The sequence below is a fragment of the Aestuariivirga sp. genome (genome assembly GCF_965227715.1).
Taxonomy (GTDB): domain Bacteria; phylum Pseudomonadota; class Alphaproteobacteria; order Rhizobiales; family Aestuariivirgaceae; genus Aestuariivirga.
Genome location: NZ_OZ245771.1, coordinates 4316867 through 4339177 on the forward strand (window position 1 = coordinate 4316867; position 22311 = coordinate 4339177).

General features: G+C 64.2%; 21 protein-coding genes. 9 read left to right on the forward strand and 12 right to left on the reverse strand.

Annotated features, from left to right (window positions below; all coding sequences use genetic code 11):
* Nucleotides 1-12: 12 nt before the first annotated feature.
* From ACO06F_RS20650 to bchF, 7 genes are read right to left on the reverse strand one after another with little or no spacing between them, the layout of a single operon-like run.
* The gene (locus ACO06F_RS20650; RefSeq protein WP_421694582.1) at nucleotides 13-1449 is read right to left on the reverse strand and encodes a BCD family MFS transporter; all 1437 of its coding nucleotides are present in this window, start codon (nucleotides 1447-1449) and stop codon (nucleotides 13-15) included.
* On the reverse strand, nucleotides 1446-2147 hold the full coding sequence (gene bchM / locus ACO06F_RS20655; protein ID WP_421696738.1) for a magnesium protoporphyrin IX methyltransferase: 702 nt from the start codon (nucleotides 2145-2147) through the stop codon (nucleotides 1446-1448). Before bchM ends, ACO06F_RS20650 begins: the two co-directional genes overlap by 4 nt.
* Nucleotides 2144-3046, reverse strand: a complete 903-nt coding sequence (gene bchL / locus ACO06F_RS20660; RefSeq protein WP_421694583.1) for a ferredoxin:protochlorophyllide reductase (ATP-dependent) iron-sulfur ATP-binding protein — start codon at nucleotides 3044-3046, stop codon at nucleotides 2144-2146. The genes bchM and bchL overlap by 4 nt, the downstream gene beginning before the upstream one ends.
* Nucleotides 3043-6645, reverse strand: a complete 3603-nt coding sequence (locus tag ACO06F_RS20665) for a magnesium chelatase subunit H (protein ID WP_421694584.1) — start codon at nucleotides 6643-6645, stop codon at nucleotides 3043-3045. The genes bchL and ACO06F_RS20665 overlap by 4 nt, the downstream gene beginning before the upstream one ends.
* Nucleotides 6620-8149, reverse strand: coding sequence for a ferredoxin:protochlorophyllide reductase (ATP-dependent) subunit B (bchB, locus tag ACO06F_RS20670; RefSeq protein ID WP_421694585.1), 1530 nt, complete (start codon nucleotides 8147-8149; stop codon nucleotides 6620-6622). The genes ACO06F_RS20665 and bchB overlap by 26 nt, the downstream gene beginning before the upstream one ends.
* 3 nt (nucleotides 8150-8152) lie before the next feature.
* A complete protein-coding gene (locus tag ACO06F_RS20675) occupies nucleotides 8153-9439 on the reverse strand; it encodes a ferredoxin:protochlorophyllide reductase (ATP-dependent) subunit N (RefSeq protein ID WP_421694586.1) in 1287 nt (428 codons plus the stop codon).
* Nucleotides 9436-9933 (reverse strand): 2-vinyl bacteriochlorophyllide hydratase, encoded by a 498-nt coding sequence (gene bchF / locus ACO06F_RS20680; RefSeq protein WP_421694587.1) that lies wholly within the window; start codon nucleotides 9931-9933, stop codon nucleotides 9436-9438. Before bchF ends, ACO06F_RS20675 begins: the two co-directional genes overlap by 4 nt.
* 277 nt (nucleotides 9934-10210) lie before the next feature.
* On the opposite strand from bchF, the gene ACO06F_RS20685 reads away from it, so the two are divergent.
* The 9 genes from ACO06F_RS20685 (at nucleotide 10211) to fni (ending at nucleotide 18240) form a co-directional block, all read left to right on the forward strand.
* A complete protein-coding gene (locus tag ACO06F_RS20685) occupies nucleotides 10211-10897 on the forward strand; it encodes a cobalamin B12-binding domain-containing protein (RefSeq protein WP_421694588.1) in 687 nt (228 codons plus the stop codon).
* Between the two features lie 31 nt (nucleotides 10898-10928).
* On the forward strand, nucleotides 10929-12380 hold the full coding sequence (gene ppsR / locus ACO06F_RS20690; protein WP_421694589.1) for a transcriptional regulator PpsR: 1452 nt from the start codon (nucleotides 10929-10931) through the stop codon (nucleotides 12378-12380).
* A gap of 192 nt (nucleotides 12381-12572) precedes the next feature.
* Nucleotides 12573-13475: a chlorophyll synthase ChlG gene (gene chlG / locus ACO06F_RS20695; protein WP_421694590.1), complete on the forward strand. Its 903-nt coding sequence runs from the start codon at nucleotides 12573-12575 to the stop codon at nucleotides 13473-13475.
* Nucleotides 13472-14791, forward strand: a complete 1320-nt coding sequence (locus tag ACO06F_RS20700; protein WP_421694591.1) for a BCD family MFS transporter — start codon at nucleotides 13472-13474, stop codon at nucleotides 14789-14791. Before chlG ends, ACO06F_RS20700 begins: the two co-directional genes overlap by 4 nt.
* A 5-nt stretch (nucleotides 14792-14796) precedes the next feature.
* Nucleotides 14797-15984: a geranylgeranyl diphosphate reductase gene (locus ACO06F_RS20705; protein WP_421694592.1), complete on the forward strand. Its 1188-nt coding sequence runs from the start codon at nucleotides 14797-14799 to the stop codon at nucleotides 15982-15984.
* Nucleotides 15981-16469 (forward strand): TspO/MBR family protein, encoded by a 489-nt coding sequence (locus ACO06F_RS20710; protein ID WP_421694593.1) that lies wholly within the window; start codon nucleotides 15981-15983, stop codon nucleotides 16467-16469. The genes ACO06F_RS20705 and ACO06F_RS20710 overlap by 4 nt, the downstream gene beginning before the upstream one ends.
* Nucleotides 16470-16475: 6 nt before the next feature.
* Entirely contained in the window at nucleotides 16476-16775 is a 300-nt protein-coding gene (locus tag ACO06F_RS20715) for a hypothetical protein (protein ID WP_421694594.1), read from the forward strand.
* Between the two features lie 30 nt (nucleotides 16776-16805).
* Nucleotides 16806-17186, forward strand: a complete 381-nt coding sequence (locus ACO06F_RS20720; RefSeq protein WP_421694595.1) for a c-type cytochrome — start codon at nucleotides 16806-16808, stop codon at nucleotides 17184-17186.
* A 37-nt stretch (nucleotides 17187-17223) separates the two neighbouring features.
* Nucleotides 17224-18240 carry a type 2 isopentenyl-diphosphate Delta-isomerase gene (gene fni, locus ACO06F_RS20725; RefSeq protein WP_421694596.1) on the forward strand — a complete coding sequence of 339 codons (1017 nt, stop codon included), beginning with the start codon at nucleotides 17224-17226 and terminating at the stop codon, nucleotides 18238-18240.
* 171 nt (nucleotides 18241-18411) lie between these two features.
* Here the strand turns inward: fni and ACO06F_RS20730 are convergent, their stop codons facing one another.
* The 5 genes from ACO06F_RS20730 to pufC all read right to left on the reverse strand — a co-directional run bounded on the left by ACO06F_RS20730 (nucleotide 18412) and on the right by pufC (nucleotide 22307).
* Nucleotides 18412-18999 (reverse strand): hypothetical protein, encoded by a 588-nt coding sequence (locus ACO06F_RS20730; protein ID WP_421694597.1) that lies wholly within the window; start codon nucleotides 18997-18999, stop codon nucleotides 18412-18414.
* 31 nt (nucleotides 19000-19030) lie between these two features.
* Complete coding sequence (locus tag ACO06F_RS20735) at nucleotides 19031-20434, reverse strand: PucC family protein (protein ID WP_421694598.1); 1404 nt, start codon at nucleotides 20432-20434, stop codon at nucleotides 19031-19033.
* A 227-nt stretch (nucleotides 20435-20661) separates the two neighbouring features.
* Nucleotides 20662-20985, reverse strand: coding sequence for a light-harvesting protein (locus tag ACO06F_RS20740; RefSeq protein ID WP_421694599.1), 324 nt, complete (start codon nucleotides 20983-20985; stop codon nucleotides 20662-20664).
* Between the two features lie 12 nt (nucleotides 20986-20997).
* Nucleotides 20998-21153: a light-harvesting antenna LH1, beta subunit gene (gene pufB, locus ACO06F_RS20745; protein WP_421694600.1), complete on the reverse strand. Its 156-nt coding sequence runs from the start codon at nucleotides 21151-21153 to the stop codon at nucleotides 20998-21000.
* Nucleotides 21154-21251: 98 nt separating this feature from the next.
* Nucleotides 21252-22307: a photosynthetic reaction center cytochrome PufC gene (pufC, locus tag ACO06F_RS20750; protein WP_421694601.1), complete on the reverse strand. Its 1056-nt coding sequence runs from the start codon at nucleotides 22305-22307 to the stop codon at nucleotides 21252-21254.
* Between the last annotated feature and the right edge of the window lie 4 nt (nucleotides 22308-22311).

Here is a 22311-nt window from a genome sequence, read left to right on the forward strand (position 1 = left end):
TTTCTCCTTCGGTCAGCCTGGATATTGCGCCAGGCCGAAGCCTGACGGTCTCGAAGCGCGCCTGCCGCCGCGCACCAGCGGCCCGATGACGGCAAGCGTTGCAAACAGAAGCACGATCTCGATCTGGTAAACGGTGATGTATCCAGTGGCAGGCCCTGAGGAGGCCACACCCAAGGCGCCTTCAGACGCCAGGCCGGACACGGCATCGCGCAGCACACCGCTGAGTCCCACGCCGATCCCGGCAGCGGTTGCCTGAACGCCGCCCCAGGCGCCGAGCGCAAAGCCGCTCATGGTGCCGGCCCCGCTGGAGGCGAGGTCCATCGCCGCCGTCAGCATGCCGACGGAAAACAATCCGCCGCCCAGCCCAATGAAGAACACCCCGGTCTGGAACACCGACACGGTATTGAAAACGGGAGCGAAAATCACGGCTGCAAGGGCCGCGATCCCGGCGAGAATTCCGAGTGAGGCGATGCGGTAGGGGTCACCACCCCGCCCGAGGCGCCGTGCAGAAATCGCAAAGCCTGCCAGCGTGCCGAGCGCCATTGTCGCGGTGAGCCAGGTCGTCTGCCCCACATTGAGGCCGAAGACCTGTCCACCGAACGGCTCAAGCAGAATATCCTGCATGCTGAAGGCAGCAGAGCCGAGGCCAACACCAAGGAGCAGGCGTTTCGCACGTCCCGCGGCGCTGAACTGCTGCCACGCTTCACCAAAACTCATGCGCGGTGCATCTGCTGCCGTAAGCGCGGGGCGCCGCACCTCCTGCTTCCACATCGCAATCCCGTTCAGGATGACGGTGATGACAGCCACACCCTGGATGATCTGGATCAGCTGCTTTGCGGTAAAGTCATGCAGCAGGCTGCCGAAGACGAGCGCACTCACCACCATGCCGGCGAGCAGCATCACATAGAGCAGCGCCACCACGCGCGGACGAGACTCGGGCGAGGCAATATCATTGGCGAGCGCCAGCCCGGCCGTTTGCGTGGTGTTGATGCCAGCCCCGATCAAGAGGAAGGCGAGAGCAGCGCCAGCCTCGCCCCAATGGGCGGAGCCAATGCCATTGCCCGTCAGCACCAGCAGGGCGAAGGGAAGAATGGCAAAGCCGCCGAACTGCATCATGGTGCCGAACCAGATATAGGGCACACGGCGCCAGCCCAGCACCGAGCGGTGCGTGTCGGACTTGAAGCCGATCAGCGCCCTGAAGGGTGCGATCAGCACGGGGATCGAGACCATGAGGCCCACGATCCAGGCGGGAACGCCAAGCTCAACGATCATCACTCGGTTCAGCGTGCCGGTCAGCAGCACCATGGCCATGCCGACGGACACCTGGAACAGCGAGAGCCGCAGCAAACGTCCGAGCGGCAGATCCTTGGTCGCCGCATCTGCAAAGGGCAGGAAGCGGGGGCCGATCTTCTGCATCGCCGAAACGATTTTGCGGTTGATCCCGATCATGTGCGCTTCAGCTCCTGCGCATGGGAAATGTAAAAGCCGCTGGAAACGCGGGCATTGCGGCCGCAGCGCCAGTCGGCAAGCTGTTCGGCGCGGGAGATGCCCTTGTAGAGGGACGTCGTGGCATGCGGCACGATGCGGGGTGAACGGTCGCTCCGCGGGAAGGCCTTGCCCACGAAATGCATGGCAGCAAGGGCGGGGGTGCGCGGTGCATAGGTGAAGTGAACGCCGCTGCTGCTCATCGCCGTCAGCTTGGCCAACATGCCCAGCATGTCGGAGAGGCTGTAGTGAATGAGGGAGTCCATGGCCACAATGTGGTCAAAGCGGCCAAGCTTTTTGTCTACCATGTCGCCCGCAAGAAAGGTGATGCGCCCATGGCCCAGCGTCTCCGGCAGGCGCTCCCTGGCAATGCCGATCAGCGTGGGGGAGATATCGACGGCCGTGACATCCGCCCCGCGCTTTGCGGCCTCAACGGCGAGAGCGCCGGTGCCGCAGCCGGCATCGAGCAACCGGCAACCGCGCAGATCATTGGGCAGGAAGGAAAGGAGCGTCGCGCGCATGCGGTCGCGGCCCGCACGCACGGTGGCGCGAATGCCGCTCACCGGTGCGTCAGAGGTGAGCCTCGACCAGGTGTGCGCGGCCGTCCTGTCGAAATAGGTTTCGATCTCGCCGCGCCTTTCGAGGTAGCTCTCGCTCATCAGTCGAACCCCAGGAAATCGAATATGTCGCGGTCCTTCATGGAGCGCGCCTCGCAGGGCTCGCCGCCCAGCCAGAGTTCCGCCGCCAGCCGCATATATTCCTTCTGGACGTAATCGACCTCGGGGGTTGAGGCCATTTCGAACAGCGTGGATTTTTTGAGCCGGCTCATGCGGATTGCGTCCACATCGGGGAGATGCGCAATGCGTTTGAGGCCCGTGGCTTCGGTGAAGCGGTCGATCTGATCGGTATCCTTGGAGCGGTTGGCGATGACGCCGCCCACCCGCACACCGTAATTCTTGGCCTTGGCGTTGATTGCCGCCACGATGCGGTTCATCGCGAAGATCGAGTCGAAGTCATTGGCGGTCACGATCAGCGCGCGGTCCGCATGCTGCAAGGGCGAGGCGAAGCCGCCGCAGACCACGTCTCCCAGCACGTCGAAGATCACGACGTCGGTTTCCTCCAGCAGATGGTGCTCCTTCAGAAGCTTCACCGTCTGGCCCACCACATAGCCGCCGCAGCCCGTGCCCGCGGGCGGGCCACCGGCCTCCACGCACATCACGCCATTGTAGCCCTGGAACACGAAGTCCTCGGGGCGCAGCTCTTCAGAATGGAAATCAACCTGTTCCAGAATGTCGATCACCGTGGGGATCAGGCTCTTGGTGAGTGTGAAGGTCGAGTCATGCTTCGGGTCGCAGCCGATCTGCAGCACGCGCTTTCCAAGCTTCGAGAAGGCGACGGAGAGGTTCGAGGAGGTCGTGCTCTTGCCGATCCCCCCCTTGCCATAGACGGAGAACACCTTGGCGGTGCCGATCCGGGCGTTGGGGTCCAGGTGCACCTGCACGCTGCCTTCGCCGTCTTCACGCGGGTTCACCCGCGGTTTGCGGTCAATCACCAATGTCATGCCGCAACCTCCACTCCAATGCCTTCAAGCCTGTCTTCAAGTTCTTCTCCCGCGCGCTGCAGGGCTGCGAGCGTGTCTGCGTCGGGCGACCAGAAGTCGCGCCGTTGTGCTTCGAGCAACCGGTTCACCACCTTGACCGCCGCCTTGGGGTTCAAGGCCGCGAGCCGGTCGCGCATGGTTTCGTCGAGAACGTAAGTCTCGCTGAACTGCTGATAGACCCAGGGTGCAACCTGGCCCGTGGTGGCGGACCAGCCCACGGTGTTGGTGAGGTGGCATTCGATGTGGCGCACACCTTCATGGCCATGCTTCAGCATGCCTTCGTACCATTTGGGGTTCAGCACGCGGGTGCGCGATTCCAGCGCCACCTGGTCCGCCAGCGTGCGGACGACGCCGGTGCCGCGCGTCTGGTCTCCGATATAGACCGGCACCGCGGTGCCGCGCTGCTTTTCCGCCGCGTTGGCGATGCCGCCCAAGGAGTCAAAGTAATGGTCGATGGTGGTGACACCGAGCTCAACCGATTCAAGGTTCTGGTAGGCGAGGTCAACCCCGCCCAGTACGGCGGCCATCAGCTTGGATTGCTGGGCCACCTGGCCCTGGCGGCCATGGGCGAAGCATTTGCGCTTGGCGAAGACGTCACCCAGCTCATCCTCATCTTCCCAGCGTCCGCTGTCCACCAGCATGTTGACGTTGGAGCCATAGACGCCATCGGCATTGGAGAAGACGCGCAGTGCCGCGGTTTCGAGGTCACAGCCCGTGTCCCGCATATGGGCCAGCGCATGCTTGCGGATGAAGTTCATCTCCTCGGCTTCCTCAGCCGAGGCCGCAAGCCAGCAGGCTTCTGCCAGCATGCGGGTCTGCAGGGGCAGAAGATCGCGGAAGATGCCGGAGAGTGTCAGCATCACGTCAATGCGCGGGCGGCCGAGTTCGGCAAGCGGCGTGAGGCTCGCGCCGCACAGCCTGCCGAAGCTGTCGAAGCGCGGGGCGGCTCCCAGCAGCGCCAAGGCCTGGGCGATGGGCCCGCCTTCGCTCTTGAGATTGTCCGTGCCCCACAGCACCAGGGCCACCGTTTCGGGCAGGGGCTTGCCTGCGCCCACATGCGTGTCGAGCAGAAGCTGCGCCTGGCGGGCGCCATCCTTCACCGCGAAGGCGGAGGGGATGCGGAATGGGTCAAAGCCATGCAGATTGCGGCCGGTCGGCAGAATGTTGGGAGAGCGGATCAGGTCTCCCCCCGGCACCGGCCGGATGAAGCGGGCATCGAGTGCGCGGAGGAGGCCGGTGATCTCGTGGTCCTCGGAAAGGAGCTTGTCCATCGCGGCCACGTCAATTTCGGTACCGGCCTCGACGATGTTGGCCAGCGTCTCGCGGCGGGCCTCGGCAGTCATGGGTTCTCCCACCACATGCAGGCCATGGGGGATCAGCGTATATTCAAGTTCTAGTATCTGCTGTTGCAGTGTGAGGATCTGGGCTTCGGGGAAGTCCCATTCCGGCTGCGACTGCGCCAAATCCAATTGCGCAGCCTGCGCCTGAATCAGCAGTGCCAGGTCATGCGCCTCGGCCGCATCGGGTGAAAGCCCGCGCCAGCGCCCGATCGAGGCCTTAAGGTCCACGAGCCCGCGGTAGAGGCCGGCTTGCGCCAGGGGCGGCGTCAGATAGCTGATGAGCGTTGCCCCGGCGCGGCGCTTGGCAATCGTGCCTTCCGATGGGTTGTTCGCGGCATAGAGGTAAAGGTTCGGCAGATCCGAAATCAGCCGGTCCGGCCAGCACGCGGCTGACATTCCGGACTGTTTGCCGGGCATGAACTCAAGCGCGCCATGGGTGCCGAAATGCAGCACCGCATTCGCGGCGAAATCCTCGCGCAGATAGCGGTAGAAGGCGGAGAAGGCGTGTGTCGGCGTGAAGCTGCGTTCGAACAGCAGCCGCATCGGGTCACCCTCGTAACCAAAAGCGGGCTGGATGCCGACCAGCACATTGCCGAAGCGCTCACCCAGCACATGGATTGTCGAACCGTCCGCCTGCTGGCGCCCCGGTGCGGGACCCCACTGCGCTTCGATCTCCCGCAGATAGGGCTCGCGCCGCACATGATCATCCGCCGAAATCCGGTGGACAACATTGGCATCGGCCCCGAAGCGTTCGGCATTGCCCTGCAAGATGCGCGCCTGAAGGTCGGCCAAGGAGGCGGGGAGGTCAACCGTATAGCCTTCAGCCTTCATCGCTTTCAGCGTGTTGAAGAGGGATTCGAACACGCCGAGGAAGGCCGCGGTGCCCACCGCCCCGGCATTGGGCGGGAAGTTGAACAGGACGATCGCCACCTTGCGCTCAGGCAGTGCCGTCTTGCGCAGCGTCACCAGCTTGGTAACCCGTGCGGCCAGCATCGCGGCGCGCTCGGCATGGACGCGCATGGCGCGCTCGCCCATGTCCTGGTCACTGCGGCCACCGAAGACCACGCCACCCGCCGCGCCATCGAGCTCGGGGATGGCGATCATCATCGTCGTCTCGATCGGGTGAAGCCCGCGCTCGGAGCCTTCCCATTCCTCGAGCGACTGGAATTCCACGGGCTGCGCGGCAATGTAAGGCACATCGAGCTTTGCGAGCACGTCTTCCGCACCCTTGGCATCATTGTACGCAGGCCCGCCCACCAGGGAAAAGCCACTTAAGGAGACCAGCGCATCAATCACCGGCTTCCCATCCTTCATGAAGAAGCGCTCGATCGCGGGGCGCTGGTCAAGGCCCGTTGCGAAGGCGGGGATCACCTTGAGGCCGCGTGTCTCGAAAGCTGCGATCACGCCATCATAATGCCCGGTGTCGTTGGAGAGCACATAGGAGCGCATCAGCAAAAGCCCCACCGTGCCCTTGGGGGATGAAGGTGGCGAGGGCAGCTCGCTGCCCTTGTCGCTCATCCTGCCGGCCATGCGCGGGTGATAGACACCCACTTCCGGGTAGGATTTCGGGTCTTCGAAGGTGACGAGATTGCGCAGCGGCTTCCGCTCGCCATCGGCAAACTTGGCAATCAGGAAGCGGACGAGCTGGCCGATGTTTTCTTCCGAACCCGCCAGCCAATACTGCATGGCCAGGAAATAGGCCCGCACATCCTGGGCGGAGCCCGGAATGAAGCGAAGGATCTTGGGCAGACGTTTCAGCATGGCCAGCTGCTTCTCGCCCGCCGTTGCCTTCTCGGTGGCGTTATTGGTCTTGGCGCCGCGCAGCTTCTTCAGCAGGCTGATGATCGGACCTTGGCTGGCGCCCATCACGAAGCGGCCCATGCGGGTGAGTTTGATGACCTCGCCTGCCGACATGAAGCAGACCATCGCGTCGCACTTCTCGCGCCGGGCCTCAAGGGCCGGCATCACGGCTTTGATGTGGTCTTCCATGAACAGCATGGTGGCGATGATGATGTCGCCCTGTTCGATGTCCGAGATGCAGTCCTGAAGCTGGTCCGGATTGGCGCCCCAGTTGCAGGCCGCATGAACCGAAAGCTCAAGCCCGGGCACGGCGCGGCGCAGGCTGTTGCGCACGCGGGCCACCGCCCCTGCGAGGTGGTTGTCGAGGGTGACGATCACCACGCGCATGCGGGGGTTAGCGGCTGTAATGGGCTTTTGCATCGTACAGCGTCTCTATGGTGATGTGGGTGAGGCCGCGCATGGCGGCGAAACGTTCGGTGTTGCGGCGCGCCTTCCCGCGCACGAAGAAGGGGATCTTCAGCAATTCCTTTTCCGCCTCGGGCGCCCAGCCACCCTGTTCGGCGGCGGCAGCGGAAGCGGGCGCTGTCTCGGCGGGCTTCGCCGCACCATGGCCCAGATGCGACGGTGCCGCCTTGTCATTGAACTCGAAATCATTGCGGAACATGTGGAGCAGGTGCTCCTCCAGCCCCATCATCAGCGGGTGCACCCAATTGTCGAATATGACATTGGCCCCCTCGAAGCCCATCTGCGGGGAATAGCGCGCGGGGAAATCCTGCACATGCACGGGAGCTGAAATCACCGCACAGGGCACGCCCAGCTTCTTCGCGATGTGGCGCTCCATCTGCGTGCCCAGCACCAGCTCCGGCTGCAGCTCCGCCACCTTGGCTTCGACATCGAGATAATCATCGGTGATCAGTGCCTCAATCCCGAGCTTCGCCGCCGCCTCGCGAATGGGCTTGGCGAATTCGCGGGAATAGGTGCCGAGCCCTACCACGTCGAAGCCCAGCTCCTCCTTGGCGATCCTGGCTGCGGCCAGCGCATGCGTGGCATCGCCGAAGATGAAGACGCGCTTGCCGGTGAGATAGGTTGAATCAACCGAGCGTGAATACCAGGGCAGTCGCGAGGTCTCCGCGGCGAGGGCCACGGCGGGATCGATGCCGGCGATCTTCGCCACCTGTGCGATGAAGTCCCGCGTGGCGGATACGCCGATCGGCACCACGGTGGTCATCGGCTGCTTGCAGTTCCGCTCCAGCCACCGCGCCGCCGTCTCCGCCACTTCCGGGTAGAGCACCACGTTGAAGGCCGCGTCCGGAATACGCCGCAGATCATCAGGTGTCGCATCCAGCGGCGCCACCACATTGATGGTGATCCCCATGCGGGTCAGGAGGTTGGTGATCTCTGTCAGGTCGTCGCGGTGCCGGAAGCCAAGCGCCGTGGGGCCAAGGATGTTGCAGGAGCGCGGGTTCACCTCCGCCTGCTCACGCGGCGTGCAGAGGTTCCGCACGATCTGATAGAAGGTCTCGGACGCGCCCCAGTTTTCCTTCTTCTGGTAAGACGGAAGCTCCAGCGCGATCACCGGAATGGGAAGCGCCAGCGCCTTCGCAAGGCCGCCCGGATCATCCTGGATCAGCTCCGCCGTGCAGGATGCGCCCACGATCATCGCCTGCGGCTCAAAGCGTGCATAGGCATTGGCGCAGGCGGTCTTGAACAGTTCGGCTGTGTCCCCGCCCAAGTCGCGCGCCTGGAATGTTGTGTAAGTCACGGGCGGCCTGGCATTGCGCCGCTCGATCATGGTGAAAAGCAGGTCGGCGTAGGTGTCGCCCTGCGGCGCATGCAGAACGTAATGGAGGCCCTTCATCGCGGTGGCAATCCGCATGGCACCCACATGGGGCGGGCCTTCATAGGTCCAGAGGGTGAGCTGCATGGCTTAAACCCCCAGCCTGGTGCGCCGGTCCAGCGGGCGCGAGAACAGGCGGGCCAAGTCGCCAACCTGGTCATAACCCTGGATCGGCGTGAACACGAGTTCGATGGACCATTTGGTGGTGAAGCCCTCGGCCTCCAGCGGATTGGCAAGGCCCAGGCCACAGACCACGAGATCGGGTTTTGCATCGCGGCAGCGGTCCAGCTGCTTGTCCACGTCCTGGCCCTCGCTCACCAGCGTGGTGGCGGGAAGCTGGCCCAGTTCCTGCGCCAGGTGCTGGCGCTGCAAATAGGGGGTGCCCACTTCAATGGGATCCATCCCAAGCTCATTGGCCACAAAGCGTGCCAGCGGAATTTCCAGCTGCGAATCGGGGAAGAAGAAAATCCGCTTGCCCACAAGGCTCTCGCGGTGCGGGGCCAGTGCCAGCCTGGCGCGAATATGCCCGGCATCGGTGGCGGCGCGGAACTTGCTGTCGGCAACGCCAAAGGCATCGGCCGCCGCCTTGAACCAGGCGGTCGTTCCCTCGGCACCCAGCGGGAAGGGGGCTGGAATATGGGCAGCACCGCGCTCATCGAGGGCGCGTGCCGTGTCATTCAGGAAGGGCTGGGCCAGAAGATAGCGCGTGCCCGGCCCCACAGGGGGCATCTGGGTCGAGTTGCGCGCCGGCAGGAAGGCCACATTCGTCAGGCCCATATCGTCAAAGACCCGGCGGAACTGGTCCTCGACCACATCAGAAAGTGCCCCCGCCACAAGGAGCGGGGGCACAGCGCCGTTAGCTGGCAGGGGGGAGATGGGAACCAGCGCGGCTAAACAGGCATCTTCCCCTTGGGTGAAGGTGGTCTCGATTCCGCTGCCGGAATAATTGAGAACACGAACCCGCGGGGAATGATGTTCGGACAAGCGCTGCGCAGCGCGCTTCAGATCAAGCTTGATCACCTCTGACGGGCAGGAACCCACCAGGAAAAGCATCCTGATGTCGGGCCGCCGCTCCAGCAGGCGGTTCACCACCCGGTCAAGCTCGGTGTCGATTTCCGAAAGGCCTGCCAGATCGCGCTCATCGATGATGGCGGTGGCGAAGCGCGGCTCGGCGAAAATCATCACGCCCGCCGCAGATTGAATCAGATGCGCGCAGGTGCGCGAGCCGACGACAAGGAAAAACGCATCCTGGATTTTCCGGTGCAGCCACACAATGCCGGTCAAGCCGCAGAACACTTCGCGCTGGCCGCGTTCGCGCAGCACCGGAATGTCATTGCAGGCCGTGGCAGGGGCGGGGGTGCGAATCGGCAGGTTCATGACAGGGCCTCCGCAGCGCTTGCGGATTGCAGCCGTGCCGCGCGGAGCTTCAGCAGGAACTGCGCGGCATTGGTCACGTAAGCGGCGTAGGCGGCCAGTGCCAGAAGCAGCAGGTTGGTTTCGCTCAGAGCGCCCGTCAGAAGAGAGATCAGATAGGCCGTGTGCAGCGCGATCACGCCGAAGCTCACCACGTCCTCCCAGAAGAAGGCGGGGGCGAACAGATATTTGCCGAAAACATCCTTCTCCCAGAGGGAGCCCGTCACCATGATCGTATAGAGCAGCAGCGTCTTCAGGATCACGGAGGCATTGGCGATCGCCACACCTTCGCCCGTCGCCAGCGTGCGCAGCACCAGGCAGAGGCTCACCAGAAACACCAGGAATTGAAGTGGGGCGAGGATGGCCTGAACCATCGTCCAGGGGGAGGAATCACGCCGTTGCCGCTGGGCCTCCGTATAAAGCCCCGTCTTGATTTCGTGCTGGCGGCGCACTTGCATTTCGTCACTCCCCGGGCCCGCTGCACTCCCGTCCGGAGACGGGGCGAAGGATTGCAGCCCACAATTCGGAGGCTAGCCCTGAGAAAAATATGTGTCAAGTCTTGTTGACGTCAATAAAATGAGACATACTGCCGTCATCGGTTCCTAACCGGAGTGGGTTCAAGCCCATGTGCATTGCCAGGCAACGCGAGCTGAGTTTCCGTCTTCCATCCTCCGGATGGGAGGTGACGGCCTCTGTTGCCGGTTTCGCCTCCACCCCCTCTTCACAGGTGGCGCCATGAATGATGCGTCCCCCTTCCGGCTTCCAGCCGTCACTGAATCCCTGGTTGACGCCTTCACCAGCCACATTCTCAATGGCCAGGAGGCCGATGCAGCCGCACTCATGGATGAGCTGCTGGCGGGCGGACTTTCCGCCGAAACCGTGATGATGGATCTCCTCGCCCCCTCCGCCCGGCTGATGGGCGAGCACTGGTGCGAGGACCGGCGGGATTTCGTCGAAGTGACGGCGGGCCTCGCCCGGCTGCAGCAGCATGTCCGGCAATTCCGGCTGCCGCCCGTCAGTGGCGCCGGTCTCAAGGGCCAGGCCCTGCTTTTCCCGGTGCCAGGCGAACAACACAGTTTCGGTGTCAGGCTGGTGGAAGAACATCTTCTGCGTGCGGGATGGAAAGTAAACGCGACGCTGCGCTCGCGGGAGGACGATATCCGCAACCTCGTTTCGGCGGATTATTACGATTTTGTAGGCATTTCGCTCACCTCCGACCGCTTGCTTCCGGCCCTGCGGTCAGCTATCCGTTGTGTGAGAACGTATTCGCGGAACCGTGAGGTCCGAATCGCAGTTGGCGGTGTCTTGTTTACTGGACATACCGCCGCCACACTCGGGCTTGACGTTGATGCAGTCGTGCATGATGCCCGCGAGGCCGTTGTCCAGGCGGAAAACTGGTATGGGCTGGCAGAAGTAGAATGACGGTTCGGATCCGTCAGTTAAGGATAAGGTCGTGACGCTCAGAAGCGTGTCTACCCAACCCAAGGACAGGGAAGCGTCACGCGCTGGCCTGCTCGGGCAGCTTGGCGCAGGTGATTCCGCATTGCTCTTGTCCGCCGCGGCAGACCTGGCCCTCGTCATCAATTCGGACGGCACGGTGGGGGAACGCCTCTACACCGGCCCCGATCTCCCGGCGGAACTCTTCGCCGCCTGGCCCGGCAAGGCCTGGACGGATGTCTCCACCATCGAAAGCCGGCCCAAGATCGAGCAGATGCTGCAGGAAGCCTCGATGGGCCTGCCGCCGCGCTGGCGCCAGATCAACCATCAACGGGCGGATGGGGCGGATATCCCCATGCGCTATTGCGTGCTGAAAGCCGGCAGCAGCGGCCAGTTCGTGGCCTTGGGGCGCGACATGCGCAGCACCGCCGCCATTCAGCAGAAGCTGCTCGCAGCCGAGCAGTCGATCGAGCAGGAATATGCCAGGCTCCGCCACGCCGAAACCCGCTACCGCCTGCTGATGCAGGTGTCCTCCGAAGCGATTCTGGTGGTTGATGCGCGCACGGGCCGCATAGCGGAGGCCAATTCGGCCGCGGCCAATCTTGTCAACAAGCCCCTGAAGCGCCTCACCGGCGCGCAATTCTCCACCATGTTCGACGGGGCCGATGCCGCGCGTGTGGAGGAGGTGATGACCGCCCTTCGTGCCACCGGCCGTGCCGATGAAGTGGCGCTTACGCTCGAGGAGCGCCAGCAGCAGGCCGTGCTCAGCGCCACCATCTTCCGCCAGGAAAACGCCACCTATTATCTGATGCGCCTGCAACCGATGACCACGGGTGCCAGCGGCATCGTCGTCTCCAAGGGCCAGGCCGCTCTCGTGAATGCCGTGCGGGACCTGCCGGAAGCCTTCGTCGTCACCGATACGGACCACAAGATTCTCTCCGCCAACGCCGCCTTCCTGGACAATGCCCAGCTCGGCAGCGAAGAGCAGGCGCGGGGCGAGCCGATCGAGCGCTGGCTCGGCCGTGTCGGCGTCGATATCTCGGTTCTCTTCAACAGCCTTGCGGAAAACGGTTCCGTCCGCCAGTTCCAGACGGTGCTGCGTGGCCAGTTCGGCACGGTGGAAGACGTCGAAATCTCGGGCGTCGCCTCACCCACGGGCGCCCCCACCTGCTTCGGCTTCTCGATTCGCCGCATGAACCGCCGCTCCCAGGAGCCCGAAACCGGCAGCCGCGGCCTTCTCCGCTCGGTTGATGAGATGACCAAGCTCGTCGGCAAAGTGCCCCTGAAGGATCTGGTGCGCGAAGCCACCGACATCATCGAACGCCTCTGCATCGAAGCCGCCCTCCAGCTCAGCGAAAACAACCGCGCCAACGCCGCAGACATGCTGGGCCTCTCCCGCCAGAGCCTCTACGTCAAACTCCACCGCTTCGGTATCGAAGACAAGAGCGAGCCTCCAGACGGGGCCTGATCGCCGCTCCTTTTCCTGCCCGTCCCTCTCCCGCATTCAAACCCATCGTCCTCTCCCGCAAGGCGGGAGAGGAAGGGCCCCAACGCAGTTGGGGTAGGTGAGGGAGAGTCAGCTCCCACATTCTCCGTCGCCATCCTCTTGTTGTGTCAATCTTGATTGACAACACAAACTGTCAACGTTACCTTTCTGCCCATGGCGAACCTAGCCTCCACCCGGCCCGCATCGTCTTTGCCAGCAGCTGGCGCTGTGCTTCAGTTGCTGAAGCCGGTCACCTGGTTTCCGCCCATGTGGGCGTTTGCCTGTGGGGCTGTCTCTTCCGGCGTGGCGATCACCGGTCACTGGGGCCTGGTCCTGGCCGGCGTGGCGCTGTCGGGGCCTCTGGTGTGTGGCACCAGTCAGGCAGTGAATGACTGGTTCGACCGGCATGTGGATGCCATCAATGAGCCGAACCGGCCGATTCCCTCAGGGCGCATTCCCGGGCGCTGGGGGCTCTATATTGCCATCATCTGGACCGCGGTGTCGCTGGCTGTGGCGCTCGCGCTGGGGCCGGTGGTGTTCTGGGCCGCCTGCTTCGGCATGGCCATGGCCTGGGGCTATTCGGCACCACCTTTGCGCTTCAAGGCCAATGGCTGGTGGGGCAATGCGGCCGTCGGCCTCTGCTACGAGGGGCTGCCGTGGTTCACCGGTGCGGCCGTGCTGCTGGCCGCCGTGCCGGGGTGGCCCATCCTTGTGCTCGCGCTGCTCTATTCGCTGGGCGCCCATGGCATCATGACGCTTAATGATTTCAAGGCCATCGAAGGTGACACCAGGATGGGCGTGCGCTCGCTTCCCGTTCAGCTTGGCGTGCACGGGGCGGCACGCGTGGCCGCGGCGGTGATGGCGTTGCCGCAGGTGGTGGTGATCGCGCTGCTCTTCTCCTGGGGCCGGCCGTTCCATGCCGCCGCGGTGCTGGCGCTGCTTCTGGTGCAGCTCGTCATGATGCGGCGGTTTCTTGGCGATCCCGTCCAGCGTGCGCTGTGGTATTCGGGCTTCGGTGTTCCGCTTTTTGTGTCGGGCATGATGATCAGCGCCTTCGCCTTGCGGGGGCTGGCATGACGTCGTGGCTGGGCATCGCGCGCTTCGGCCTGGTTCAGGCCTCCCTCGGCGCCATCGTGGTGCTGACCACGTCAACCATCAACCGCGTGATGATCGTGGAGCTCGCACTTCCCGCCATGGTGCCTGGGTTGCTCGTCACCTGGCATTATGCGCTGCAGGTGCTCAGGCCCAGCTGGGGCCATGGCTCAGACAAGGGCGGGCGGCGCACGCCGTGGATCATCGCCGGCATGGGCGTTCTCGCGCTTGGCGGCTTCGGGGCGGCGCTCTCGGTTCACCTGATGGCTGAGAACATGGCGCTGGGCATGTTGGCGGCCATTGCGTCCTTCACCTTGATCGGCGGCGGCGTTGGCGCGGCTGGCACGTCGCTTCTCGTGCTGCTCTCGTCCCAGGTGGAAGAGGGGCGCCGGGCTGCGGCGGCCACCATCGTGTGGATCATGATGATCGCCGGTTTCGTGGTAACAGCAGGGCTCGCCGGGCATTTCCTGGACCCGTTCTCGACCACGCGGCTTCTCGCCGTTGCCGGCTGCATCTGTGCCGCGGCCTTCCTGCTGACGCTGATTGCCGTCCGCGGCCTTGAACATAATCCTACGCACACGAAGCCGCTGCCGGTGAAGGACAAGGTCCCCTTCCGGGAGGCGATTGCCGAGGTCTGGGCGGACAGGACGGCGCGGCGCTTCGCGATCTTCATTTTCGTCTCCATGCTGGCCTACAGCGCGCAGGACCTGATCCTCGAGCCCTTCGCAGGCCTGGTCTTCGGCCTGACGCCGGGGGAGACGACCAAGCTTTCAGGCGTCCAGAATGCGGGCGTGCTGCTGGGCATGGTGCTGGTGGGGCTCGCCTCCACCTTCAGGCCCACTCTCCTGTCGCTCAGAAGCTGGACGGTGGCGGGATGCCTGTTCTCCGCGCTGGCGCTGGTGGGGCTGGTTCTTGCAGCGCGCGTGGGGCCGGGGTGGCCGCTGAAGCCCTCGGTGTTTGCGCTGGGCTTCAGCAATGGCGTCTTCGCCGTGGCGGCGATCGGCTCCATGTTCTCGATGGCCAGCAACGGCACCGCGCGCGAGGGCGTGCGCATGGGGCTGTTCGGCGCCTCGCAGGCGATTGCCTTCGGCATCGGCGGCTTTGCGGGCACAGCGCTTGCGGATCTTTCACGGCTGATCCTCGGCTCCCCCGTCATGGCCTATGCCACGGTGTTCGGCGTCGAGGCAGTGTGTTTTCTGGCGGCGGCAGGCCTTGCCGCGGCAGTGGGCAAGGGTGACGGCTTCGGGGCGCGGTCCAATCCGCTGGTCCTCGCGGCGCGCCACCAGGCAAGCGGAGGCTGATTTCAATGCTGAACAACATGACCTTCGATCTCGTGGTGGTGGGCGGCGGCCCATCGGGCTCAACCGCCGCGCATGATGCGGCGCGCGCCGGGTTCCATGTGGCACTCCTTGACAGGGCCGGGCGCATCAAGCCCTGCGGCGGGGCCATTCCACCGCGCTGCGTGCGGGACTTTGACATTCCCTCGGAGATGCTGGTGGCCCGCGTCTATGCGGCGCAGATCGTGTCGCCGTCGGACCGCAAGGTCGATATGCCGATCCCCAACTCCTATGTCGGCATGGTGGACCGCGGCCCCTTCGACGAGTGGCTGCGGGTGCGCGCGGCCGAAGCAGGAGCTGAGCGCCGCACCGGCACATACGAAGGCCTTACCCGGGATGGCGAGGGAACGGCAATCGTCCACTACCGCGAGAAGGACGGCACCCCCGCCACGATCCGCGCCCGCTGCGTGATCGGTGCTGATGGCGCCCTCTCGAAAGTGGCGCGCGACAGCGTGCGCGGCTCGGAAAAGATGCCTTACGTCTTCGCCTATCACGAGATCATCGAGAGCCCGGAGAACCCTTCCGCCCATTTCGGCGCCGAACGCTGCGACGTCTATTATCGGGGAACGCTGTCTCCCGATTTCTATGCCTGGGTCTTCCCCCACGGCCACACGGTGAGTGTGGGAACGGGAAGCGCCAACAAGGGCTTTTCCCTCAAAGGGGCGGTGGCCGATCTCCGCCGCGAGGCCGGTCTTGACGGCAAGACGATCCGCCGTGAAGGCGCACCCATTCCGCTCAAACCCCTCAAGCGCTGGGACAATGGCCGGGACGTGGTTCTGGCGGGCGATGCCGCGGGCGTGGTGGCGCCGGCCTCGGGCGAGGGCATCTATTACGCCATGCTGGGCGGCAGGCTTGCGGCCGATGCCGCCATGGCCTTCCTGCGCACGGGCGACGCGCGCCAGCTCAAAAGCGCCCGCAAGCGATTCATGAAGGAACACGGCACGGTGTTCTTCGTTCTGGGGATCATGCAGCATTTCTGGTATTCGAGCGACAAGCGCCGCGAAAGCTTCGTCAAAATGTGCGCGGATGAGGATGTGCAGCGCCTCACCTGGGAATCCTACACGGAGAAGAAGCTGTCCCGCAAAAGCCCCATGGCGCACCTGCGCATTTTCGTGAAGGACATGGCGCATCTTCTTGGTATCGTCCGCCCCACATGATGTGGACTCCGTCGTTTCTCTGGCCGCTCGGCTGCGCTGCTGCCGTTGCGGTCGCCGTTGCCATTGCCGGCGCCGTGCTGACCGAAATCGGCCCCTGGTATCAAGGCCTGAGGAAGCCGTCCTGGAAGCCGCCGGACTGGGCCTTCGGCCCGGTGTGGACCACGATCTTCGTGCTCACCGTCATCGCCACGGCCCTGGCCTGGGAGGCGGCGGAGGAAACCGGCGCACGGGCCGTGATCGTCATTGCCCTTCTGGTCAATGCCGTCCTCAACATTGCGTGGAGCGCCATTTTCTTCAGGCTCCGCCGCCCGGACTGGGCGCTCGTCGAGGTGGCGCTTCTCTGGCTGTCGATCGTGGTGCTGATTCTGGTGCTCGGCGGCCAATCGGCATTGGCGGGGCTTCTGATCGTGCCCTATCTCCTCTGGGTCTCCACGGCCTCCTTCCTCAATTATCGCATCGTGCAAATGAACAAGCCCTTCGGGTGAAGCGTTATGGTAGAGTTCATCCTGAGTGGCCGCATCGCGAACCTGATCCTGGTGCTGATCGCCCTTGAGACGGCAGCGGGCGCGTTCTGGTTCTGGCGCAAGGGAGATGTGACGTCGCTTCTGTCCTTTGTGGCCAACAGCCTGGCAGGGGCGGCGCTGGTGCTGGCGCTCCGGGCGGCCTTGCAGCAAACGGGATGGCTCTTTGTCGCAATCTATCTGTTCGGGGGCCTCCTTGCGCACGCTGCGGATGTGGCCCTAAGAATGTTCGCTACGAGGCAGGCCGCCGGCCTGTCTTCATCTGAATAGTGCAACCAGACGAGACGTGAGGAAAACCCGATGATCCAGAAAGCCATTTTCGCCGCCATCGCTTCGGCGGTCCTGTTCACCGTTCCCGCCCATGCGGAAGGTGATGCCGCGGCCGGCCAGAAGGTCTTCAACCAGTGCAAGGCCTGTCACGAAAACGAAAAGGGCGTCAACAAGGTCGGCCCCACGCTCAAGGGCATCGTGGGGCGCAAGGCGGCTTCCGTGCCGGATTACAAGTATTCCGCGGCCATGCTGGCCAAGGGCGCTGAAGGCCTGGTCTGGACGGAAGAAAACCTCACCGCCTATCTTCCCAACCCCAAGGCCTATGTGCCCGGCACCAAGATGGCCTTTGCGGGCCTGAAGAAGCCGGATGACGTGGCCAATGTCATCGCCTATCTGAAGGCCCATCCCTGATCGCCACGGCACATGACCCGCTTGGGCGTTCCATCGCATGAGCGAGATTGAGCGCCGCAAGCGCGACCATATCGATATCGTCATGGCCGGCGTGGCGCGCCACAGCGCACCCGCCGGCTTTGACGCTATCCACTTCTCTCATAACGCCCTGCCGGAGGTGGACTACGCGGGGGTCGATCTCTCGACGGTGTTTCTGGGCAAAGCCCTGCGCCTTCCCTTCCTCGCCTCGTCGATGACGGGCGGCCCCGATGTCTCCGAACGGATCAACCGCTCCATTGCTGAAGCCGCCGAACAGCTTGGCTTTGCCATGGGTGTGGGCTCGCAGCGGATATCCCTCACCACGGATGATCGCTCTGGCCTTGGTCTGGAGCTTCGCCGCATCGCACCTTCGGTCCCGATCTATGGCAATCTCGGTGCCATCCAGCTGGTGAATGGCATGGGGCTCGATGAGGCAAGGCGCGCCGTTGCCCAGCTGGAAGCCGATGCGCTCATCCTCCACCTCAACCCGCTCCAGGAGGCGCTGCAGCCGGGGGGAGACGTCAACTGGTCCGGTGTCGAAGCCGCCATCGCCCATCTCGCGCGGCATCTGGGCGTGCCCATCATTGTGAAGGAGGTGGGGGCAGGGATCTCGGCCGATGTGGCCCGCCGGCTGCTCTCCTGCGGTGTTGCCGCAATCGATGTGGCAGGTGCAGGGGGCACCAGCTGGGCCGCCGTTGAGGGCCACCGCGCCGGGAGCCCCGCCGGTCAGGATCTGGGCGAGATCTTCCGGGACTGGGGCATTCCCACCCCGCGCGCCCTTCTTGATGTCAGCACCGCCTGCCCGGGCCTGCCGCTCATCGCCTCCGGCGGCATCCGCCACGGTCTGGACGCCGCCAAGGCCCTGCGCCTCGGCGCCACCCTCACCGCCCAGGCCGCGGCCCTCCTCCCTGCAGCGATGGCAGGCACTGACGCCGTCATCGCCCATGTCGAAGCCTACGCCACCGCACTCCGCATCACCTGCCTCGCCACAGGTTCAAAGGATCTGGCAGCCCTGCGCGCGGCCCCGCTGCTCTAGCGCATTGGGTTACCAAGGCCATTCCCTTCTCCTGTTGCGAAGCAATGGGAGAAGGTGCCCGAAGGGCGGATGAGGGCCTCTCTCAACGAGTCCCGATGCGCAAAGCGGACCTCATCCGTCGCTTCGCGCCACCTTCTCGCATCGCGACGGCAGACGGGAATATTGCCGCCCTTACCGGTCTCCGCGATATGTCTTGATCAGCACCGGAAGCCCAAGCAGCGAAGACAATGGCGTGGGATTGTTCGACAGGAACTTGAACCCCCATCGCCCCTCGGGCATCTCCTGATTGTTGAGCAGCCGCAGGCCGAGCGCGCCCGACAGGCTCCAGTCGTCGGAGACCAGCGGCGGAATACCCATCACCTTCGAAACCGGGTCAGGGTCATTGAGCAACACGGGGATCATCAGTGCGCTTGAGAGAGGTGCCGCTTCGTCCCACAGCTTCACCGGTTCTGGTTCCGGCATGCCGGAGGCGGCGGGCCCGTGCGCTTCCAGAATATTGGTGGCGAGCTTTCCCTTGCCGAAATCGGCGTGAACGGTGACGAGGCTCTTGCCTGCGGCGACGCCCGCGGCATAGATCCGCGCATCGGCCAGCAGCACATTGCCTTCCGCGATCTGCGCGGCAATGGCGGACAGCGGCACGCCTTCAGCGGCAGGCGGGTTCACCGTATAGATTTCGCGGAAACCTTCCTCGTGCAATTCCTCCACGGCAGCATGGGCTGTCTCGGCGCTGGCATAGAGGCGGGTGATTTCGTGGCTCATGGCAACTCCCTTGTTTGGTTTCAGCCTGCGCTCACCGGATGTGAGCAGCTGGATGGTCTGCCGCGGCCAGAGGGCTGCGGATGAGCTTGGTCATGGTCACGATGGCCGCAGCGAGCAGCAGCACCTCGAGGCCATAAACGGTCAGATAGGGCAACAGCGCGCTGCCGCCGTCAAGCGAGGAGACGCCGTCGCGTATGATTCCCCCCAGCGCCACGCCCACGCCGGCAGCTGTCGCCTGCACCGCGCCCCAGGCGCCAAGGGCAAGCCCCCGCTGCTCCGCCGGGGCCTGCGCCATTGTGGCGGTCAATGTGCCGTGCCCAAACAGCCCCGCGCCAAAGCCGATCAGCAGTGTGCCGAAGCCGAACAGAAGGGGGGAGGCCAGCGGAGCGGCGGCGATGATCATCAGAAAGGCCGGAACCCCCACCATGGCGCCAATCGCGGCCATGCGGAAAGGCTCGAAGCCGCGGCTCAGCACGTAAGATGCGAGGCTGAAGCCCACGAGGCCGCCTCCCGCCATGGCCGCCGTCAGCAGCGTGGTGCGGGACACGGCAAGCCCCAAAATCTGGCCGCCATAGGGCTCCAGCATCACATCCTGCATGCTGAAGGCGAGTGTGCCCAGGCCCACGGCAAGAAGCCGGGCAATCGCCCTGTCGCCTGCGATGAAGCAGGCCCAGGACTCCTGAAATGTCGGGTCGGGTTCGCTTGCGTGGGCGGGCTTCTTCCGCCCGCGCGCTTCCTGCTTCCACACGGCAATGCCGTTCAGCACCACGGTTGCAACGGCTGCACCCTGGATCACCTGAACCAGCCGGCCGGAGGAGAAATTGACGAGCAGCGCCCCGAAAATCAGTGCACTGACGATGGAGCCGAAGAGCAGCATCACATACATGAGGCCCACCACATTGGGCTGCTTCTCAGGGGGCGTCAGGTCGGTTGCCAGCGCCAGCCCAACGGTCTGGTTGATGTGAAGCCCGGCCCCCACCAGCAGGAAGGCGATCCCTGCGGCCACTTCCCCCACGATGGGCGGCGTCTCCGCCGCGTGGCCCTGGCGGGCGAGAACGAGAAGGGCGAAGGGCATCAGCGCCAGCCCGCCGAATTGCACCAGCGTTCCCTTATAGATGAAGGGCACCCGCTTCCAGCCCAGTGCAGAGCGGTGCGTATCGGACTTGAAACCAATGAGTGCGCGGAATGGCGCGAAGATCAGGGGCACGGACAGCATCACCGCCACCAGCGAGGCGGGAACGCCCAGCTCCACGATCATCACCCGGTTCAGCGTGCCCACCAGCAGCACCAGCGTCATGCCGGCACTCACCTGAAACAGCGAAAGCCGCAACAGCCGCTCCAGCGGCACATCATCGCTGGCGGCATCGGCAAAGGGCAGGTATTTCGTCCCAAGCCCCGCCCAGGCCCGCATCATGCGCTGGCTCAAGGGGTTCATATGTGGGCTCTAGGAGTAGCCGCCACTTCCCCCTCTCCCCCACATGTGTGGGAAGAGGGGGAAGAAGGGCCAGGTGCCGGAGTTCTGCCGCGCTCCAGAAATTGTGCGAGAGGAGAATGGAAGCACCGCCCCGGTCCCCTCCCGCGATTTTGTTGCCGTCCGGATTGCAAATGCGGGGCCATGGCCTGCGCCACGAAACGCCCGTCCTGCAGGGACGACCAGCTCATCTACTTCGCAGCCACTGCTGCGCCGTCGAGCGTGCTGGACGCCGCGCCATCCTCGAGCGAGGACAGCTTTGTCGCCGTGTCCGGGGCGACCTTCACGGTGATCACATAGCCATCGCCCGTCTTGACGACGTTCGATGCCACCGGGGATGAGAGCGTGTCAGCGGCCGCGGTCTTGGCCGCGTCACCCTGCCAGTAGTTCGACATCCAGGTGGTGTGGGTCATCACCGAGGCATGCACCACGAGAGAGGTGACTGCCACGCTGCCGATCAGCAGCGGCAGGCCAACAGTCGGGTTCACGACACACCAGATTCTACCTTGGTTCATGTCATGAGCCTCCTAGTGCAGCCAGGGCGAAAAGATATAGGCGAGGAAATGCGCGCCTAAAGCGATCACGAAGAACACCCGCGCCCCGTCAATGACGTGCTTGTGCAGCTCTTCTGATTCCTTGATGGTGAGGCCGGTGGGCCACACCCTGTTGGGATCGTCTGACATCTAGCTTGTACCTCCAGATTTTAGACTTCAGTCTCGTGCGGGACCTGCACGCAGGTTTCTCGTCATTTCATCAACAACAAGATCTCGGGATTCGGTGCCTATGGCGCGGGGTTGGGCACCGAGAGTTCGGGGTAATCCTTGGCCATGCTGAAGCCGTAGAGCGGCTTGTTCACGCCCTGGTGGCAGGTGGCGCAGTTTGCCTTCAGCACGTCGCCCTCGGGTCCCTTGCGGTTGGGCGGGAAGACATTGGCGAGAGAACCGATGTAGGTGTGGTTGATGTCTCCCACCATCTGGATGCCATGCCAGGCGGTCACGCGCTGCGGGCGGCTCTGCTCCCGATTCGCGAACTGCCGCGAGTTGTGGCAGAACACGCAGTTGACGCCCAAGGCCTTGGACATGGTCATCATCAGCCCATAGGTCCGCTCCGTATCCTTGATCGAGGCGCCAGTGCCGCCGGGAAGGGCGGTGGTGGCCACCACGCGGATCCGCTGACCCTGGTCGAGCAGCGGGAAGGGATCATAGGGAAGCGACGTATAACCAACCGAGGCCGAGGCCAGGTTCTGGCCCTGGCGGCTTGCGGCGAAGCCACCCGCCTGTTTGGGCCCAGGGTTCAGTGACCACACATTGGCGGGCACCGGCTGCCCGCGGTGGCAGGTGTAGCAGGTCACACCTGTTGCCTGCACATGCGGCTGGTATTGCGTGTTTATGGCGCGCGTCATCTGGATCATGCGGCGCGCGACGACTTTGGTGTAGACCTCGTCGGACGCCATGTTCTCGAGATTGTGGCAATAGGCGCAGCCGGCGTTGTCGCCTTCCTGCGGGGCCACCCAGGTGGTGATGGCGCTCATCAGCCGCACGAATTGCGCAGTGTCGAGGTCGCCCAGCACCTGCACGTTCTTGTAGTTCTCCTTGTCGTCCTTCACCAGCACGCCGTCATTGGGAACGGGGTCGTCCGGCACGGGCAGCACGGTTTGTGCCTTGAGCTTGGCCGCAAGGCGCGGGTTGGTGATCTGCTCCATGCCCAAGCCGCGGTAGCCCTCCTGGGTGGAGACCATGGGCGGGCGTTCCCACTGCAGCATCATGGGGATCAGCAGCATCACCGCAACGACGGTGACGAGGAGCGAGGCGGTGAGGGTCGTGGCGGAAAGCTTCATGTCA